The organism is Pseudomonas putida (assembly GCF_028682475.1).
In the GTDB taxonomy this organism is placed as follows: domain Bacteria; phylum Pseudomonadota; class Gammaproteobacteria; order Pseudomonadales; family Pseudomonadaceae; genus Aquipseudomonas; species Aquipseudomonas putida_AG.
The window spans coordinates 152,035-170,696 of the sequence record NZ_JANHLE010000009.1 but is presented as its reverse complement, the minus strand read 5'-3'; the positions used below and the strand labels follow the sequence as shown (position 1 = coordinate 170,696).

The window sequence follows — 18,662 nt, the reverse complement described above, 5'->3', positions numbered from 1 at the left end:
CGGACCGCCCCATCGCCGGCAAGGCCGGCTCCCACGCGCCTCTACCTTTACATTTGTTCACACCTGCTTACCACGCTTTCTGGCATACAGGCTGGCTTACTTCTGTTTGCCCGGTCTTGTCATGCTTACCCCCCTGATCAACATCACCCCGTTGCGAGCCTTCTGCTTCGCCATGACCCTGGCGCTGTTCGAGCTTCTCACCTACCTCGCCAGCGATGTGGTGATGCCTGCCATGCCCGTGGTGGTCGGCGATCTCAACGCCAGTCCTGCGTACATTCCCCACGCCCTTAACCTGTACCTGCTCGGCGGTGTCCTGCTGCAATGGCTGATCGGTCCGCTGGCTGATCGCTATGGTCGCAGGCCGTTGCTGCTGGTGGGCTGTGCGATTTTCTGCGTGACCTGCCTGGCGGCTTTCTGGGTCCAGGGCATCGAACTGTTCAACCTGCTGCGGCTGTTGCAGGGCATCGGCCTGGGCTTTGTGGTGACGGTCAGTTACCCGGCGTTGAACGAGGCTTTCAGTGAAGCCGACGCGGTGCGCATGATGGCGTTGCTGGCCAACATCGCACTGCTCTCGCCACTGCTCGGGCCGCTGGTGGGCACCCTGTTGCTGGAGTGGGTGTCGTGGCGTTGGCTGTTCGTGATCTTTGGTGGTTGTGCAGTGCTGTCGTGGCTGGCGTTGTACCGCTTCATGCCGGAGACGCTGGGCGTCGAACGCCGCGATGGTTCGCGCCTGGCGTTCCAGCCGATCCATCTGAAAACATTGCTGGCCGGTTATCTGCAGTTGCTCGGCAACCGCCAGTTTGTGGCGGGCAGCGCAGCCCTGGGGCTGGTTGGCCTGCCATTGATCGGCTGGATCGGGCTGTCGCCGGTGCTGCTGATTCACGATGAAGGCTTGAGTACCCTGGACTATGCCCTGTGGCAATTGCCGGTGTTCGGTGGCCTGATCCTGGGCAACCTGATCATCAACCGCATTGCCGATCGTTATCCGCTGAAAAGTCTGGTGCGCCGTGCCCTCTGGCCGTACCTGGCAGGGCTGCTGGGCATGATGCTGGCGACCTGGCTGGTGCCCGGCGTGCCTAGCCTGGTGGCGGGGATGTCGGTCTACGCCCTGGGCCTGGGCATCGCCAACGCCGTGCTGTACCGCATGACGCTGTTCTCCAGCGAGCAGAGCAAGGGCCTGGTTTCGGCCATGCTGGGGATGATCACCATTGCCCTGTTGGGCGTGGGCGGCGCTTTGCTGGCAATGCTCGGTGCCGGTGCCAGCCTGGTGAGTTTCGCCTTGGCGGCGGGGCTGGCGGGTATCCTCGCGCTATGGCCGCTGAGGGTCGTTCTGGGGGCTGGTGCGGAACAAGCCGAGGCTATGCCGGGGTAAACCCGGCATAGCCCTCAGGAAGGCTCAGGGGCGCTGCTGCTCGGCTAGCGGGTTATCGTCCGGTACCTGTTTGCCCTTTCCTGCCTCCTGATGCCAGTGCAGGGCAATCAGGATCAGGGTCGGCACGCCGAGCAGGGCAGTGATCAGGAAGAAGTCGTGATAGCCGAACTTCTCCACCATGACCCCGGAGTAGCCGCCGATCAGGCGCGGCAGGAGCAGCATGATCGAGCTCAGCAGCGCATATTGGGTGGCGGAGAACTTCAGGTTGGTCAGGCTCGACAGGTAGGCAACGAAGGCCGAGGTGGCCAGACCCGAGCTGAAGTTGTCGAGGGAAATGGTCACCACCAGCATCTGCAGGTTCGGGCCCATGTCCGCCAGCATCAGGAACAGGATATTGGTGGCCGCCGAGGCCGCGCCGCCGATGAACAGGATCGGTAGAATACCGAAGCGCACGATCAGCAGACCGCCCATGCCGGCGCCGACCAGGGTCATGATCAGGCCGAAGATCTTGCTGACGCTGGCGATCTGGTCCTTGGTGAAGCCCTGATCGATATAGAACACGTTGGCCATTACGCCCATGACCGTATCGGACATCCGGTAGGTGGCGATCAGCCCAAGCAGCAACAGGGCCTGCCAGCGGTAGCGCAGGATGAAGTCGTTGACCGGCGTCAGCACCGGCGCCAGGCCGCGGCGCCCCATGGATGACAGGCACAGCGCGGTCAGGGTGATGTAGAGGATCGCGCGCAGGAAGGCGCGGTCTTCGAGCAGCAGGTCGAGCAGGCTGACGCCGTCGAACAGCACGCTGGCGAAATCGGTGTTGTACAGCTGGGTGAACATCGCCGGTACCGAGACCAGCAGAATGATCAGCACGAACACCGACACCAGTTGATGAATCAGGCCGTAGCGCGCCGCCGACAGCTGAGTGCGCAGGGGGACCGGCGGTTCGCGCATCATCAGGGTGGTGATCACCGCCGGCAGCATCAGCACGCCGAACAGTACATAGGTACCGGTCCAGGCGCTATGCAGGTAGCTGAAGCCGGTAGAGCCGAAGCCTTCGGCAAAGAACAGCGCGCCGGCGGTGGCCAGCAGTGCGGCGACCCGATAACCGGCCATGTAGCTGGCGGCCAGTGCGGCCTGACGTTGATCGTCAGCGATTTCCAGGCGGTAGGCGTCGACGGCGATATCCTGGGTGGCCGAGGCAAAGGCCACCAGCACGGCCAGGGCAATCAGCCAGGACAGGTGCTTTTGCGGATCACAGAAGCCCATGCCGACCAGTCCGATCACTACCAGCACCTGTGACAGGACCAGCCAGGAGCGGCGGCGGCCGAGTTTGCCGAGCAATGGCAGGCGCCATTGGTCGAGTAGCGGCGACCAGACCCACTTGAAGGCATAGGCCAGGCCGATCAGGCTGGCATAACCGATGGTTTCGCGGGCCACCCCGGCCTCGCGCAACCATACCGACAGGGTCGAAAACACCAGCATGTAGGGCAGGCCGGTGGCAAAGCCAAGCAGCAACAGCACCAAGGTCGACGGGCTGGCATAGGCAGCGAGCGCAGCGCGCCAGGTTTTACGGGGCATGGGCCAACATCTGCCTCAAGTTTACGAAAACAAAGCGCGCACTCTAACCGCTGTGCTCCATCGGGCGCCAGCCATGGCGCAACATATCCACACGATTATTGTGCAGAGTGACACCTTCTGCGCGCAGGCGTGCACGCTGCTCGTCGCCTGACGGTGTGCCCAGTGCCAGGCTCAAACGTCCACCCGCGCCCAGCACCCGGTGCCAGGGCAGTTGGGTGTCGGCCGGCAGCTGACTGAGGGTACGCCCGACCCAGCGCGCTGCGCGTCCCAGTCCGGCCAGTTCGGCAAGCTGACCGTAGCTGACGACTTTGCCCGGCGGCACCTGACCGAGGACCAGATAGAGTGCCATTCGTCGGGCTTGCGCGTTTTCTGTCGGATCGCCAGGCGTCGCTTTCATCGCAGCCTCGCAGGCGTTCGCGCCGAAACGGCTGCATTCACCGTGCAAACAGCAATTGAACTCATTGGCATGGGGTGGGTCAGTCCTTGCTCTACGGGCGGGTATCTGGATAATGCCCGACTTTTTTGCAAATCAGAGTCCATCCTTGCTTATGTTTTCTCGAGTCTTGTTGAGCCTTGCCGCCGTTTTTGCCTGTTCCACTGCCGTTGCTGACACGGTGTGGATGAAAAATGGTGACCGGCTCAGCGGCAAAATCACCGTTTTTGACGGTGGCAAATTGTTGCTCAAGACTGAGTATGGTGGCTCGATTGCCTTGGACTGGAAGCAGGTCAAGACGCTGGAGAGCGACCAGGAATTGCTGGTCAAACAGGACGCCTATACCGGTGAGAAAGCCAAATCGCTGAGCGCTGCCGAAGATGGCAAGGTCACCCTGGCCAATGGCGAGGCGCCCAAGACCGTCGAGCTGGCCAGCATCCAGCAGATCATGAAGCCCAAACCGGTGATCGAAGACCTGTCGTGGAAGGGCAATGTCGACCTGGCCATGGACTACAAGCGCGCCGAGTCCGACAGCGATGACTATGACATCGACTTCAAGACCACCGCCCGCCATGGCCGCTGGCGTCACCAGGCCGAAGGCGAATACAACCGCGAAAGCAAGGACGACGTCACCACCACCAACAACTGGAGCGCCGAGTACGCACTGGACCGCTTCATGACCGAAAAGTGGTTCTGGCAAGGGCGCCTTGAGTACAAACGCGACCATATCGAAGACCTGGCCCGCCAGCGCACCGTGGGTACCGGCCCGGGTTACCAGTTCTGGGATGACGAACTGGGTGCCTTCTCCCTGGGCTCACTGGTCAACCGCACTGATTACGAGTACGCCGATGGCGGCAAGGATAACTTCTATTCCCTGGCCATGAAGTGGGACTACAACCGCTACCTGATCGGCAAGCGGGTTGAGTTCTTCACCAACGGTGAAGTCGGAAAACCGCTGGACGGCGTGGCCAACTATGCCCTGGATGCCGAAGTCGGCCTGCGTTACAAGGTCACCGAATGGGCTTCGCTCAACCTCAAGGCCGAGAAGGATGTCATCAGCGGCACCCGCGACAGCGACCTGGACAAGACCCGTTACACCGCAGGCTTTGGCGTGACCTGGTAAGACTGCTGGCAACCCTCGGCGATAATGATTATTTTGACGGTTACCTTCATGGCCGCACTGCACCTGCGGCCAGCCTTCAACATGATCTCGCGTCGGGAGTCACACAGTGAGCGCTAAAGTCGCACAACAGGCCCGGGAGCTGCTGCTCAAGGAATACCGTGGCGTCCTGTCGACGCATTCCAAGTCGATGCCGGGCTTTCCCTTCGGTTCGGTGGTGCCGTACTGCCTGGATGCCGACGGCAACCCGCTGATCCTGATCAGCCGCATCGCCCAGCACACCCACAACCTGCAGAAAGATCCCAAGTGCTCGCTGCTGGTCGGTGAGCGTGACGCCGAAGATGTGCAGGCCGTTGGTCGCCTGACCGTATTGGCCCATGCCCACAAGCTCGAGGAGCCTGCGGCGGTCGAGGCCGCGGCTGAGCGCTATTACCGCTATTTCCCCGAATCGAGCAATTATCACAAGGCGCATGATTTCGACTTCTGGGTACTGAAACCGGTACGTCACCGCTATATTGGCGGATTCGGCGCCATTCACTGGGTCGACCATTTGAGCCTGGCCAATCCATTTGCCGGCAAAGCCGAGCTGAGCATGATCGAGCACATGAACAGCGACCATGCCAATGCCATTGCGCATTACGTCCAGCTCAGCGGCCTGCCGCAGGGGACGACGGCGCAGATGGTCGGTATCGACAGCGAGGGTATGCACCTGCGTATCGGCCAGGGGCTGCACTGGCTGCCGTTCGCAGTGCCTTGCAATACGCCGATACAAGTACGCGAAGCCCTGGTTTTTCTGGCTCGCGCCGATCAGTGGCCGGTTCGTGAAAGCGCCCAGGGTTGAAATAGCGATTGAGCGCAACCATTAAAGGTGTACTGCAAGGACTTCTTGCGCAGAGGAACCATTGATGCGTGCTTTTCTATTGCTGTTTCTGATTTTTCCGGTGCTGGAGCTGTATGTGTTCTTCAAGGTCAGCACCGCGATCGGCTTCTTCCCGGCGCTGCTGCTGATCATTGCCGGCTCCGCCCTGGGTGTGCTGGTGGTGCGGGTGGCCGGTCTGGCCACCGCCCTGCGTGCCCGCGAGAGCCTGCAGCGTGGCGAACTGCCCGCCGAGGACATGTTCCAGGGCCTGATGCTGGCCCTCGGTGGCGGCCTGCTGCTGTTGCCAGGCTTTATCAGTGACGTGATCGGCCTGGTCTGCCTGCTGCCGTTCACCCGTCGCCTGCTCGGGCGCAAGATGCGCGAGCGCGCCGAAGCCCAGGCCATGCGCCAGCGTGCCTTTGGCGATGACCCGTTCATGGCCCGCCCGGGCAGCCCGGGCAGCCAGCCGCGACAGCCGAACGTGATCGAGGGTGAGTATGAGCATCACGATCCTCGCGAGCCACGCAACCCCCGCAACCCCCGGGATCTGTAACCCTGCCAGCGTTAGACGGACGGCCCCCTGATGGGGCCGTTCTGCTTTGTGCGAACAGATCGCTAAAAAATTTCATCAGCAAGCCTTGTAATTGATCTTGGCGACCTCATGTAGGGGTTACCGCAAGGTTTCCGGGGGAATGCCCCGGACATTACATGCGTGGCCCGCACCGCGAGCCACGAGCGGCTACGCCGCAAGCATCAACCCGCCGGTGTCGATACCGGCCGATGAAAACCACAATTAGGAGAGATCGACAATGAAGCTTCGTCCTCTGCATGACCGCGTCGTTATCCGTCGCAGCGAAGAAGAATCGAAAACCGCTGGCGGTATCGTTCTGCCCGGTTCGGCCGCTGAAAAACCTAACCGTGGCGAAGTCGTCGCTGTAGGTACCGGTCGCATCCTGGACAACGGTGAAGTGCGTGCGCTGGCCGTGAAAGTGGGTGACAAGGTGGTTTTCGGCCCTTACTCGGGCAGCAACACTGTGAAAGTTGACGGCGAAGACCTGCTGGTAATGGCTGAGAACGAAATTCTCGCTGTTATCGAAGGCTGATTCTGCTGGTTTCCCGTTACTCCAAAGTATTCAAGGATTAAACGATCATGGCTGCTAAAGACGTAAAATTCGGCGATTCCGCCCGCAAGAAAATGCTCGTTGGTGTCAACGTTCTGGCTGACGCTGTAAAAGCCACCCTGGGCCCGAAAGGCCGTAACGTTGTTCTGGCCAAGAGCTTCGGCGCTCCGACCATCACCAAAGACGGTGTGTCGGTTGCCAAAGAAATCGAACTCAAAGACGCCTTCGAAAACATGGGCGCCCAGCTGCTCAAAGACGTTGCCTCCAAGGCCAACGACGAAGCCGGCGACGGCACCACCACCGCCACCGTTCTGGCTCAGGCCATCGTCAGCGAAGGCCTGAAAGCCGTTGCTGCCGGCATGAACCCGATGGATCTGAAGCGTGGTATCGACAAAGCCACCATCGCCATCGTCAAAGAGCTGAAGTCCCTGTCCAAGCCATGCGCCGACTCCAAGGCCATCGCTCAGGTAGGCACCATCTCCGCCAACTCCGACAACTCCATCGGTGACATCATTGCCGAAGCCATGGAAAAAGTCGGTAAAGAAGGCGTGATCACCGTTGAAGAAGGCTCGGGCCTGGAAAACGAACTGTCGGTCGTAGAAGGCATGCAGTTCGACCGTGGCTACCTGTCCCCTTACTTCGTCAACAAGCCAGACACCATGGTCGCCGAGCTGGATGGCCCGCTGCTGCTGCTGGTTGACAAGAAAATCTCCAACATCCGCGAACTGCTGCCAGTTCTGGAAGCCGTTGCCAAGGCCGGCCGTCCGCTGCTGATCGTTGCTGAAGACGTTGAAGGCGAAGCGCTGGCGACCCTGGTGGTCAACAACATGCGCGGCATCGTCAAGGTTGCTGCGGTCAAGGCACCTGGCTTCGGCGACCGCCGCAAGGCCATGCTGCAGGACATCGCCGTTCTGACCGGCGGTACCGTGATCTCCGAAGAAATCGGCCTGAGCCTGGAGTCCGCTACCCTGGAGCACCTGGGTAACGCCAAGCGCGTGACCCTGTCCAAGGAAAACACCATCATCGTCGACGGCGCTGGTGTACAAGGCGACATCGAAGCGCGTATCGCCCAGATCCGCACTCAGGTTGCCGAGACTTCCTCGGACTACGACCGTGAAAAACTGCAAGAGCGTCTGGCCAAGCTGGCTGGCGGTGTTGCCGTGATCAAGGTCGGTGCTGGCACCGAAGTCGAAATGAAAGAGAAGAAAGCCCGCGTTGAAGACGCCCTGCACGCTACCCGTGCAGCCGTTGAAGAAGGCGTGGTGCCTGGCGGTGGTGTTGCGCTGGTTCGCTCGCTGCAGGCCATCTCCGAGCTCAAAGGCGACAACGAAGACCAGAACGTTGGTATCCAGCTGCTGCGTCGCGCTGTTGAAGCCCCGCTGCGCCAGATCGTTGCCAACGCCGGCGACGAGCCAAGCGTCGTGGTCGACAAGGTCAAGCAAGGTTCGGGCAACTTCGGTTACAACGCTGCTACCGGTGAGTACGGCGACATGATCGAAATGGGTATCCTGGACCCTGCCAAAGTGACCCGTTCGGCACTGCAAGCTGCTGCTTCGATCGGTGGTCTGATGATCACTACCGAAGCCATGGTTGCCGATGCTCCGCAGGAAGCTGCTGCCGGTGGCATGCCTGATATGGGCGGCATGGGTGGTATGGGCGGCATGGGCGGCATGATGTAAGCCAGCCTTACCCGCTTGAGAAAAAGCCCCGCTTAGTGCGGGGCTTTTTTTATGGTTCGCGGTATCCTGGGGAGCATGATCTTGGGGCTCGGCTGGGCTGGGGTTCGAATGGGAGCTTATCCATTCGATGTGGCGCCGCTGATGGCAGCGGCGCCACACCAAATGGATAAGCTCGAAACCACAACACCCCAACCCAGGAATCAGGCTCCGGAGATTCCGTGAAGAGCCTTTTTTATGCCTGCTGAAATGCGCAGCGCCCTATCACCGGCAAGGCCGGCTCCCACTTGTCTGAGACTGAGCGTAATCCTGTGGGAGCTGGCCTTGCCAGCGATGCAGGCACCGCGCAGACAAGGTCTACTGCGCCGGTACAGCCAAAGATGATCCCACCTTCACCGTCACAGGCTTGCGGTACAGCACCCAGTAATAGCAGCCCAAACTGATCAACCAGCAGAACACCGCCGTCCACACGTTGTGAGAAAAGAAGTGCGCGCCTTGCAGCATGCGGCCTATCGAAAACACCGTGCCCAGGCCAAAGGCGAACAGCAGGGCGGCGCGGGCCAGGCGTGGGCGGCGGTCGCGCAGGGCGAAAAACAAAGCGAACAGGGTGAAGCCGGTGGCGGCATGACCACCCGGCCAGCAGCGGCCTGGCTTATCGGTAGCCGGACGAGGGCTGAGCAGCTCACTGTAGGTTTCCTTGCCGCCGAACTCCTTCAGGCTCCAAGGGCACTGCACTGCAGTCACCGCTTTGACCGGCGTTACGAAACTGGTCGACAGGCCCATGGCCAGGACCAGATAGCCCAGCTCCCGACGCCAGCCTTTGAGGCGCTGCCAGAAGAAACTGCTGATAAAGGCAATAATGGCGCCTACGCTGAGGGCGATCACCACTTGTTTGGCGCGGTCATGCAGGATGTCTTCGAGGAAATAGCTATGTCGGCCTATGAACTGGCCTGCCGCCGGGTCGAACGCCAGCTTGGCCAGGTCCATGTCCAGTGAGGTCAATTCCAGCAGGATAAGTGTCAGAGCGATGGCTGTGGGGATGCCGAGGGCAATCCACAGGTTGAGCGGGCGAGAAGGGGCAGGTAGCGGCATGGCAGGTCCAGGCAAGTCAAGGGACAGTCCTACCGGCTATTCTCGGGTAGCCGCTATAACCTGTCCGTGAAGACTGAGTGAAAAAAACGTTAGCCTGCAATAAAGTCGCGCCGCCCTAGCCGTGCGTGGCCGATGGCCGTAAGCTGCGCCTGCCAAGCAGGCAAACGCCCCGGACGGGAGAACCCCATGCGAATTCTACTGGTTGAAGACAACCGCGATATCCTCGCCAATCTGGCCGACTACCTGGGCCTTAAAGGCTATACGGTCGATTGTGCCCAGGATGGACTGTCGGGATTGCACCTGGCCGCCACTGAACACTATGACTTGATCGTCCTCGACATCATGCTGCCGGGGATTGATGGCTACACCCTGTGCAAGCGTCTGCGCGAGGACGCCCGGCGTGACACCCCGGTGATCATGCTCACCGCCCGCGATCAGCTTGATGACCGTCTGCAAGGTTTTCGCTCGGGCGCCGATGATTACTTGCTCAAGCCTTTCGCCCTGTCGGAGCTGGCCGCGCGGATCGAAGCGGTGCTGCGTCGGGCGCAGGGTGGTGGACGGCGCACGTTGCAGGTCAGCGACCTGGTGTATGACCTCGATACCCTGGAAGTCACCCGCGACGGCAAACTGCTCAAGCTCAACCCGGTGGGTTTGAAACTGCTGGCGGTGCTGATGCAGAAGAGCCCCCATGTACTGCGTCGTGAAGTGCTGGAAGAGGCACTCTGGGGAGATGACTGCCCGGATAGCGACAGTCTGCGCAGCCACGTTCATCAACTGCGTCAGGTGATCGACAAGCCGTTCGAAAAGGCCCTGCTACATACCGTCCACGGTGTCGGCTACCGCCTTGCCGAGGGCCGTGATGGAGTTTAAGCAAAGCCTAGCCCAGCGGATCATCATCGCTTTTGCCCTGATGAGTGCGCTGGTGGCAGGCGCCTTCGCCTTTGGCATTGTGGCCACCGTGCACCTGGTTGAAGAACGTCTGATTTCGGCGGTGCTGGGCGGGGATCTGCAGCGCCTGCTGCGCATGGACAGTGTCAGTGACTGGAGCCACCGTCCGCGGCCGGACCAGCTGTTCTATTACAGCGGCGGACGTGACGAATTCGAACTGCCCAAGGACCTGCGTCACCTCAATCCGGGTTTTCACGAAGTCTTCCGCGAGCAACTGTCCTACCACGCCATGGTTGAAGTGGTGGACGGCCGGCGCTATGTCCTGCTGCAAGACCAGAGTGACTTCGAAGAGCGTGAGCGGGTGCTGTTTGCCATTGTCGTGGTGGGCTTTGTGCTCAGCCTGGCCTTGGCCGTGTTCCTCGGCTGGGTGCTCGCGCGACGGGTGATGGCCCCGGTGATCCGCCTGGCGCAACAGGTGCGCCATCGTGACCAGTTGCTGGGACTGGCGCCGCCACTGGCACCGGATTACGCCGCCGACGAAGTCGGCCAGTTGGCCATGGCCTTTGACGATACCTTGGGGCGTTTGCGCGATGCCTTGACGCGCGAGCGCCTGTTCACCAGCGATGTCAGCCATGAACTGCGCACGCCGTTGATGGTGCTGGCCAGCTCCTGCGAGTTGTTGCTGGTCAACCCGAACATCGATCCGCGCGCCCGTTCGCAGGTCGAGCGGATTGCCAGGGCCACGGAAGAGATGCAGGAACTGGTGAAAACCTTCCTGATGCTGGCCCGGGCCCAGCGCGATGAAGGCGCGGTCGCTTCGCAGGCGAGTCTGAAGGAAGTGGCGGATGATCTGGTCGGAGTCTGGCGCGAAACCATCGAGCAGAAAGGTCTGACGCTGCACTATGACGCCAAGGGAGGATCACCGACGCTTTACAACGCCACCTTCCTGCAGGCGGTAATGGGCAATCTGCTGCGCAATGCTGCGCATTACACGGACTATGGCTTTATCCGCCTGACCCTGGAATCTGCAGGCTTTATGGTCGAGGACAGTGGTGTGGGTATTCCCGAGGAACAGCGTGAAGCCATGTTCCGGCCATTTGTTCGTGGCGAAGAGCGGCGCGGGGAGGGGCTTGGCCTGGGGCTGTCGCTGGTACAACGGATTTGTGATGACCAGAACTGGACCGTCAGCTTGAGCGCGATGGTGCCGCATGGATGCCGCTTTCATGTGGACCTGAGCAGTGGTCTGAAACTTCCAATCGAGCAATAGTGAAATATTCCGTAACTTTTATCGGTGCGACTAACGAAATTTTCACATGCGCATGACCTGACGCCAACGATTGCCTGCTTATGGTGGGCAGATTGGAGTCAGGAGATGCACCATGCGTAGCCCCATCAAACTCGAATTTTCCGAGAAGTACGACCAGCAACATGCCGAGGAGTACTTTCTCAAGCATCAAGACGGCCTGGCTCGGCGCTTGTCTCACCAACGTGATGAACAGCTGGCCCGGCGTGCCTTGGCGTTGGCCGGCGAGCCTGGTCTGGTGCTCGACCTGCCCTGTGGCGCCGGTCGCTTCTGGCCGATGCTGGCGGAAAAGCCCAATCGAGTGATCATTGGTGCGGACAACTCCGAGGCGATGCTGGAGACTGCTACCAAGTCCCAACCTGCGCATATCGTCGAGCGGGTACGGACCTTGCAGACCTCAGCTTTTGCCATCGACCTGCCGGACAACTCGGTCGATAGCATTTTCTGTATGCGACTGATGCACCACATTGGTGAGGCCGCCCACCGCAAAGAAATTCTCAAGGAGTTTCAACGCGTTACCCGTGACAGCGTGATTTTGTCGTTGTGGGTCGATGGCAATTTCAAAGCCTGGCGCCGGAAAAAACTGGAACAGCGTCGTTACGCTGAGACCGGAAAGGGCAGTTATCAAAACCGCTTTGTGTTACCGGTTGCTACGGTTGAGGAAGAATTTCAGGCTGCCGGTTTCCGCATTCAGGAACGATTGGACTTTTTACCGTTCTATGCCATGTGGCGAGTGTACGTATTGCGTAAGGGGTAGCAGGGCATGGCGGTAGAGCGCTCAGGAACAATGACGGGGAACAACCGGTTCGACCACTTCTGGCAACAGCAGGGCGAGTGGGTTGAGGCTCCTAACCAGCGCCGGGGTGGAGAAAGTGGTGTACAGCGGCTGAACGGTGAAAATGGTCAGGTGCTGTATTCCAAACGTCAGATTGGCCATATCTACCGCAGTTTGATGCACCCCTTCGGCCGCCCGACGGTGTTGCGTGAATATGATGCGCTCAACAGCTTCGAGCAGTTGGGGGTGCGGGTTCCGCACATCGTTTATTGCGGGGTCGAGCGCGATGCCGAGCATCAGTGGCGCGCCCTGCTGGTTAGCGAGGCCCTGGACGGCTTCGAGGATTGTGACAACTGGTACGCCAACGGCGCGCGCGAGCGCTATAGCGCGGCCCTGCATGAGCGCATGCTGCAGGATCTGGCCGAGAATCTGGCGCGTATGCACCGTGGCCATTGGCAGCATGGCTGCCTGTACGGCAAGCATGTGTTCATCAAGGTGATCGGTGAAGGTGACGAGGCGCGCGCCGAAGTGGCGCTGCTGGACCTGGAAAAGTGCCGCCGCCGCATCAGTTGCCAACGCGCTGCAGCCAATGACTTGAAACAGTTACGCCGCCACTCGTCATTCAATGACGCAGAGTGGCAGAAGCTGCTCTATTTTTACCAGATGGCGTTTGGCAGCGCTGTCAAAGGTTTAGAGTAATGAAACTAGAATTAGCTCGAGGTTTGTTTCTCGTGGCTGCCCTGGCGGCAGCCACTGCTGCTGTGGCGGCTTGGGAGGAGCCCGGGCCCGAGGTTGTGAGCCATACCGCCAATGGTGCGCAGTGCCCGCTGCCACGGGTGGTCAAACCACAGGTTCAGGCCAAGCCGGACCACGACCTGCTGTTGCTGTTGTTCGGCCTCAGCCAGGGAGGCCGTGCACCGGGTTGATGCATCTCTGGCGGTGGGAGCGGGCTAGCCCGCGATTGCTGCTTAACCGTCACATCGCATCGCGGGGCAAGCCCGCTCCCACTGGCTCAGGTACATCTTTTCGCGCCAGCAGGGTATAGACACACGGCAGCACGAACAGGGTGAACAGGGTGCCCACCGACATGCCGGTGGCAATCACCGTGCCGATGTCAAAGCGACTCACCGCCCCGGCGCCGCTGGCCAGAATCAGCGGGACCATGCCGAACACCATCGCCGCGGTGGTCATCAATACCGGACGCAGGCGGATCGCCGCAGCTTCTTCCACCGCTTCGCGGGCGCTCAAGCCCTTTTGCAGGCGTAACTGGTTGGCGAATTCGACCACCAGAATGCCGTGCTTGCTGATCAGGCCAATCAGTGTCACCAGGCCGACCTGGGTGTAGATGTTCATGCTCGAAATACCCAGGAACAGCGGAATCAGCGCCCCACAGATCGACAGCGGCACGGTCACCAGGATCACCAGTGGATCGCGAAAGCTCTCGAACTGCGCTGCCAGCACCAGGAAGATGATCGCCAGGGCCAGGCCGAAGGTTACCCACAGCGCGCTGCCTTCCTGAACGAACTGCCGGGCAACACCGGCATAGTCGAAGGCGTAGCCTTGTGGCGCTTCCTCGTGGGCAATGTTGCGAATTGTCTCCAGCGCCTCGCCCATGCTGACCATCGGCACACCCTGGATGATGGCGGCGTTCAGTTGCTGGAACTGGTTGAGCTGACGCGGCCTGGCGCGGTCGCTGAGGGTGATCAGGGTGGCCAGCGGCAGCATCTGCCCTTGCTGGTTTTTCACGTAGTAGTTGCTCAGCCAATCGGGGTTGTCGCGGTAGGGGCGTTCAACCTGGGCGATGACTTTGTAGCTGCGGCCATCGATGGTGAAACGGTTGATTTCCGCTTCGCCAAGCAGGGTCGCCAGGGTGCCACCGAGGGCATCCATGGACACGCCCATCTGCGCAGCCTTGGCCCGGTCGATATCGACCACCACCTCCGGTTTGTCGAAGGCCAGGTCAATGTCGAGGAAGGCAAACTTGCCTGAGGCCTGGGCACGTTCCTTGATCCGTTCGGCCACTTCCAGCAGTGATGCGTAATCGTTGGCGGTGTTGATCACGAACTGGAACGGCAGGCCTTCACCGGTACCGGGCAAGGAGGGCAGGTTGAAGCCGAAGATCTGCAGGCCGGCGATACCTTCGAGCTTGCTTTGCACCAGCGGCAGCAGCTCCATCTGGGTGCGTTCACGCTCGCCCCAGGGCTTGAGCAGGAAGCCGCCGATACCTGATTGCACACCGTTAAAACCGTTGATCTGGAACGAGGAGTAGTACTCGGGAAACGCCTTGAAGATGTCGACGAACTCGTCGGTGTAGGTGCTCAGGTAGTCAAGGTTGGTCGGCTGTGGCGCCGTGGCCATCATGAAAATCACCCCCTGGTCTTCATCCGGGGCCAGTTCGCTCTTGGTGAACATCAGGAACACCGGAATCAGGCACAGCACGATCACCGCGAACACCAGCACCACCGGCCGGGTATTGAGGGTGCCATGCAGGAGCTTCTGATAGCGCACCTTGAGGCCTTCGAACAGCATGTCCAGGCGATGGGCCAGGCCGCTGGGGTTGGCGTCATGGCGCAGCAGCAGGGCGCACATCATCGGCGACAGGGTCAGGGCGACGATGCCGGAAATGATCACTGCCCCGGCCAGGGTCAGGGCGAACTCCTTGAACAGCGCCCCGGTCAGCCCCTCAAGAAAGCCGATAGGGGCATACACTGCGGCCAGGGTGATGGTCATCGACACCACCGGCATGGCGATCTCCCTGGCGCCTTCCAGCGCCGCTTCGAACGGCGTCTTGCCTTCTTCGATATGGCGGTGGATGTTTTCCACCACGACGATGGCATCGTCCACCACCAGGCCGATGGCCAGGACCATCGCCAGCAAGGTCAGCAGGTTGAGCGAGTAGCCCATCAGCTGCATGAAGAACAGCACGCCGATCATCGATAGCGGAATGGTGATCACCGGGATCAGCACCGAGCGCAAGGCGCCGAGGAACAGGAAGACCACGACAATGACGATCAGCACGGCTTCGACCAGGGTCTTCACCACCTCATCGATCGATGCCTGGATGAACAAGGTGGCGTCGTAGGCAATCGAGGCCTTGAGGTTGGGTGGCAGCTGGGTTCGCAGGTCGGGTAGCAGTTTGCGCACTTCCTTGATCACATCCAGCGGGTTGGCGCCGGGCGTGGCCTTGATGCCGATGTAGACCGAAGGGGTGCCGTCGAAGGAGCTGACCGTGTCGTAGTTTTCCGCGCCCATCTCGACCCGGGCTACGTCGCCGAGCAGCACCCGGCTGTCGCCGCTGGTCTTGAGCGGGATGTTGGCAAAGGCCTCGGCGGTTTTCAGTTCGGTGGTGGCATTGATGCTGGTGACGATGTACGTGCCCTTGACCTCACCGGCTGCCGAGAGGAAGTTGTAGCGGCGGACCGCGGCGGTCACCTCATTGGCGCTCAGGCCGTAACCGGCAAGTTTGACCGGGTCGATCCACAGGCGCATGGCAAACAGCTGGTTGCCGAGAATCTCCGCTTCGGCCATGCCAGGCAGGGTCGCCAGCTTGGGCTGGATCACCCGCGACAGGTAGTCGGTGATCTGCGGATTGCTCAACTCACTGCTGTAGAAACTGATGTACATCAGCGCCGACGCGTCGGCGGCTTCCTTGCTCAGCACCGGGTCTTCGGCGTCCTGGGGCAGCTTGTTCTTGACCTCGTTGGCCTTGGCCAGCAGCTCGGTGAACAGCCGGTCGCTGTCGGCACCGATCCGCGCATAGACCGAGATCACGGAAAAATTCTGCCGGCTCACCGACGTCATGTAGTCGATGCCTTCGGCGCTGGCCAGGCTCTGCTGCATGGGTTGGGTGATGTAGCCCTGGATGGTTTCGGCATTGGCCCCGGGGTAGGCGGTGGTCACCGTGATCAGGGCGTTTTCCATCTGCGGGTACTGACGGATCGGCAGTTTGCTCCAGGCCTGAAAGCCCAGCAGCACGATCAGCAGGCTGACCACGCTGGCCAGCACCGGACGGCGGATGAACGGATCGGTAAAAGCCATGGCGCATCCTCGATCAGTTGGCGCGCGACTGGTGATTGTCTGTTGCGGGTTGCAGGGTCTTGTCCGGGCTGATGCTGATGGACGCACCCTGGGTCAGTTTCAGCTGCCCGGCGGTGACCACCTGCTCACCGGCCTTGAGCCCTTTGCTGATCACCACCAGGCCATCGCGGCGCTCGCCGGTTTCGACAAATCGGCGTTCGGCGATCAGTTCCGGTTGGCCTTCGGCGTTTTTCTGCACTTGTCCGTCTTCGGCTTTTTTCGGCACGGCCACGTACACCGAGTTGCCGTACAGGGTGTAGGTCACCGCGCTCTCGGGCACCACCACCTGGGGCTGCGGGCTGGGCAGCAGGATCTGCAAACTGCTGAACATCCCCGGCAACAGCTTGCCCTCAGGATTGGCCAGGGTGGCGCGTACCTGAATGTTGCGGGTGCTGTCTTCGACTTTGGGGTTGATGGCGCTGATGGTGCCGGGGAAGGTCTGTTGCGGATAGGCGGCGACACTGACCAGCACCTGTTGGCCGATGCTCAACCTGGGGACTGCCTGTTCGGCGACAAAGAAGTCGACATAGAGGCTGCTCAGGTCCTGCAGGGTGGCGATCACCGTGCCGCTGGCCAGGTAGTCGCCGACGTCCACCTGGCGGATGCCGATGGTGCCGCTGAACGGCGCGCTGATGCTCTTCTTGGCCAGCGCGGCCCTGAGCTGATCGACCACCGCCTTGTTGCGTTTGTACTGCGCGCTCAGACGGTCGAACTCGCCACGGGAAATCGCCTGGCTGCCGACCAGCTGGCTGCCGCGATTGAAGTCCACCTGGGCCAGGCCCAGATCGGCCAGGGCGGTGCCCAGCAATGCCGTCTCGACATCGCTGTCCAGTTGCAGCAGGGGTTGGCCCTTGCTGACCTTCTGCCCGGACTCGAACTGCAGGATTTTCACCGTACCGTCGGTTTCCAGGCGCAGGTCGACACCCTGCAAGGCGGTGAGGCTGCCGACTGCGGGCAGGCGATTTTGCCAGGCGCGCTCGCTGGACTCGGCCGCCGCTACGGCGATCGGTGGCTTGGGGGCCGAGAACATCTGCACCTGCTGATAGATGGAGAACGCCTTGTAGCCCCCCAGAATCAGCACGAGCAGCAGAACAACACCTAACATGATGAGCATGCGGCGGCGCAGCATAGTCCAATTCCTTGGATACGATTTGTTGTTCGTTTGGCACGACTGCGGGCGATCCTGCCCACGTGCGCTGTAGCCGAATATTACTCGTTTGACCGGGGCTGGGAACCCTGTGTTCCCGGCTATTTATCAGGTCAGGCTGTCAGGCCAGGTGCAGGTGGTTGTCCCACAGCCCGGAGGGCAGTTGCAGGGGCTGGCCGATCAATTCGCTCTGGCGGCAATCATAGAGGCGGCAACGCCCCTGGCCGGAGGTGACGACAAAGCCGTCGGCCACCGCACCGACGCCGGCGCAGTCGGGCATCGGTGCATCCAGACGTACTTGCGCGCTATCCAGATCCCAGATGAACAGACGATTGGCCCGGGGCGCGGTCAGGGCGACCAGGCGCAGTTCGCTATGAACGGCCACGCTGGCGGTGTAGTTGGCCATCGACTGCAATTGCTGTTCGGGCACCGGGAAGGCCTGGAAGGCCTGGCCTGGACGCTTGACCGCCAGCAGTTCGGCGGTTTCATCGCCGCTGCCCATGAACTGTTGCCCGGCGACGATGGTGCCATCGCTGGCAATGGCCAGGTGGCGCACGCTGTTCATCTGCTGCGGCAGTACTTCCTTGCTCAGCAGGGTACCGTCGCGCTGCATCAGCACCAGGCTCGGCTGCATGGCGTCGAGGTTCATCTCGACGCGGCTTTCGGCTTCGGTGCGAATGCCGCCGTTGGCGACCACCAGGGTTTCGCCATCGGGCATCCACGACACCTGGTGCGGGCCGATGCCGTGGGTAGAAATCTCGCCGCTATGCACCAGGCGCTCGCCCTCGAAACGGTACACACCGAGTACGCCACGGCCGGGATCGGTGGTGTCGTTTTCGGTGGCGTACAGCCATTCGCCGCTCTTGTGGATCACTGCGTGGCCATAAAAGTGCCGGTTCGGCTGCGAGGCGATGGTCTGCAACAAACGACCATCGCGCAGGTCGATCAGGTAACTCTCGGTGCCGGGGCGGCGGGCGACGAACAGGGCCAGCGGCTGTTCGGGGTGGTTGATGATGTCGTGGCAACGCTGGACCACTTCGGTGGCGAACACCTGGGTACCATCGAGGCGATAGCCGACGGCGTAGTGTTTACCATCGCCGTCGTCGCGCGCCGACAGCAGCAGGGGACCGCTGTCTTTGCCGCGAAACAGGGTCCAGCCGCCCAGGGTCAGGGCGCTGAGCAGAACGCTACCGAGTTTGAGAGCCTGGCGTCGCAACATGA

17 protein-coding genes are annotated in these 18,662 nt (G+C 61.1%); 11 read left to right on the top strand and 6 right to left on the bottom strand.

All coding sequences use genetic code 11. The annotated features are described in order from the left end of the window. Positions 1-121: 121 nt before the first annotated feature. Positions 122-1,372 carry an MFS transporter gene (locus NPS47_RS10625; protein WP_274294939.1) on the top strand — a complete coding sequence of 417 codons (1,251 nt, stop codon included), beginning with the start codon at positions 122-124 and terminating at the stop codon, positions 1,370-1,372. A 24-nt stretch (positions 1,373-1,396) separates the two neighbouring features. On the opposite strand, the gene NPS47_RS10620 is transcribed toward NPS47_RS10625, so the two are convergent. Both NPS47_RS10620 and NPS47_RS10615 read right to left on the bottom strand, forming a co-directional pair. Further along, positions 1,397-2,950 (bottom strand): AmpG family muropeptide MFS transporter, encoded by a 1,554-nt coding sequence (locus tag NPS47_RS10620; protein ID WP_274294938.1) that lies wholly within the window; start codon positions 2,948-2,950, stop codon positions 1,397-1,399. 43 nt (positions 2,951-2,993) lie between these two features. After that, positions 2,994-3,347, bottom strand: coding sequence for an MGMT family protein (locus NPS47_RS10615; protein ID WP_274294937.1), 354 nt, complete (start codon positions 3,345-3,347; stop codon positions 2,994-2,996). 151 nt (positions 3,348-3,498) lie between these two features. Between NPS47_RS10615 and NPS47_RS10610 the strand changes: the two genes are divergently transcribed. The 5 genes from NPS47_RS10610 (at position 3,499) to groL (ending at position 8,162) form a co-directional block, all read left to right on the top strand. Then, positions 3,499-4,506 (top strand): DUF481 domain-containing protein, encoded by a 1,008-nt coding sequence (locus tag NPS47_RS10610; RefSeq protein ID WP_274294936.1) that lies wholly within the window; start codon positions 3,499-3,501, stop codon positions 4,504-4,506. A gap of 106 nt (positions 4,507-4,612) precedes the next feature. Next, positions 4,613-5,344, top strand: coding sequence for a HugZ family protein (locus NPS47_RS10605; protein ID WP_274294935.1), 732 nt, complete (start codon positions 4,613-4,615; stop codon positions 5,342-5,344). A 64-nt stretch (positions 5,345-5,408) separates the two neighbouring features. Continuing rightward, on the top strand, positions 5,409-5,915 hold the full coding sequence (locus tag NPS47_RS10600; protein ID WP_274294934.1) for an FxsA family protein: 507 nt from the start codon (positions 5,409-5,411) through the stop codon (positions 5,913-5,915). 256 nt (positions 5,916-6,171) lie between these two features. Continuing rightward, positions 6,172-6,465 carry a co-chaperone GroES gene (locus NPS47_RS10595; protein ID WP_003260750.1) on the top strand — a complete coding sequence of 98 codons (294 nt, stop codon included), beginning with the start codon at positions 6,172-6,174 and terminating at the stop codon, positions 6,463-6,465. Positions 6,466-6,512: 47 nt separating this feature from the next. Beyond that, entirely contained in the window at positions 6,513-8,162 is a 1,650-nt protein-coding gene (gene groL, locus NPS47_RS10590; protein ID WP_274294933.1) for a chaperonin GroEL, read from the top strand. 354 nt (positions 8,163-8,516) lie between these two features. Here groL and NPS47_RS10585 read toward each other — a convergent pair whose 3' ends face one another. Further along, positions 8,517-9,251, bottom strand: coding sequence for a phosphatase PAP2 family protein (locus NPS47_RS10585; RefSeq protein WP_274294932.1), 735 nt, complete (start codon positions 9,249-9,251; stop codon positions 8,517-8,519). A gap of 186 nt (positions 9,252-9,437) precedes the next feature. On the opposite strand from NPS47_RS10585, the gene colR reads away from it, so the two are divergent. From colR to NPS47_RS10560, 5 genes are all read left to right on the top strand, one after another. Then, positions 9,438-10,121 carry a two-component system response regulator ColR gene (gene colR / locus NPS47_RS10580; RefSeq protein ID WP_038607297.1) on the top strand — a complete coding sequence of 228 codons (684 nt, stop codon included), beginning with the start codon at positions 9,438-9,440 and terminating at the stop codon, positions 10,119-10,121. Then, positions 10,111-11,406, top strand: a complete 1,296-nt coding sequence (locus NPS47_RS10575; protein WP_274294931.1) for a sensor histidine kinase — start codon at positions 10,111-10,113, stop codon at positions 11,404-11,406. Before colR ends, NPS47_RS10575 begins: the two co-directional genes overlap by 11 nt. Before the next feature lie 112 nt (positions 11,407-11,518). After that, positions 11,519-12,199, top strand: coding sequence for a class I SAM-dependent methyltransferase (locus NPS47_RS10570; RefSeq protein ID WP_274294930.1), 681 nt, complete (start codon positions 11,519-11,521; stop codon positions 12,197-12,199). A 6-nt stretch (positions 12,200-12,205) separates the two neighbouring features. After that, complete coding sequence (locus NPS47_RS10565; RefSeq protein WP_274294929.1) at positions 12,206-12,916, top strand: lipopolysaccharide kinase InaA family protein; 711 nt, start codon at positions 12,206-12,208, stop codon at positions 12,914-12,916. Beyond that, entirely contained in the window at positions 12,916-13,143 is a 228-nt protein-coding gene (locus tag NPS47_RS10560) for a hypothetical protein (RefSeq protein WP_274294928.1), read from the top strand. The genes NPS47_RS10565 and NPS47_RS10560 overlap by 1 nt, the downstream gene beginning before the upstream one ends. Before the next feature lie 49 nt (positions 13,144-13,192). Here the strand turns inward: NPS47_RS10560 and NPS47_RS10555 are convergent, their stop codons facing one another. From NPS47_RS10555 to NPS47_RS10545, 3 genes are all read right to left on the bottom strand, one after another. Next, on the bottom strand, positions 13,193-16,255 hold the full coding sequence (locus tag NPS47_RS10555) for a multidrug efflux RND transporter permease subunit (protein WP_274294927.1): 3,063 nt from the start codon (positions 16,253-16,255) through the stop codon (positions 13,193-13,195). Between the two features lie 13 nt (positions 16,256-16,268). After that, positions 16,269-17,423 (bottom strand): efflux RND transporter periplasmic adaptor subunit, encoded by a 1,155-nt coding sequence (locus NPS47_RS10550; RefSeq protein WP_274294926.1) that lies wholly within the window; start codon positions 17,421-17,423, stop codon positions 16,269-16,271. Positions 17,424-17,562: 139 nt separating this feature from the next. Then, the gene (locus NPS47_RS10545) at positions 17,563-18,660 is read right to left on the bottom strand and encodes a DUF1513 domain-containing protein (RefSeq protein WP_274294925.1); all 1,098 of its coding nucleotides are present in this window, start codon (positions 18,658-18,660) and stop codon (positions 17,563-17,565) included. Between the last annotated feature and the right edge of the window lie 2 nt (positions 18,661-18,662).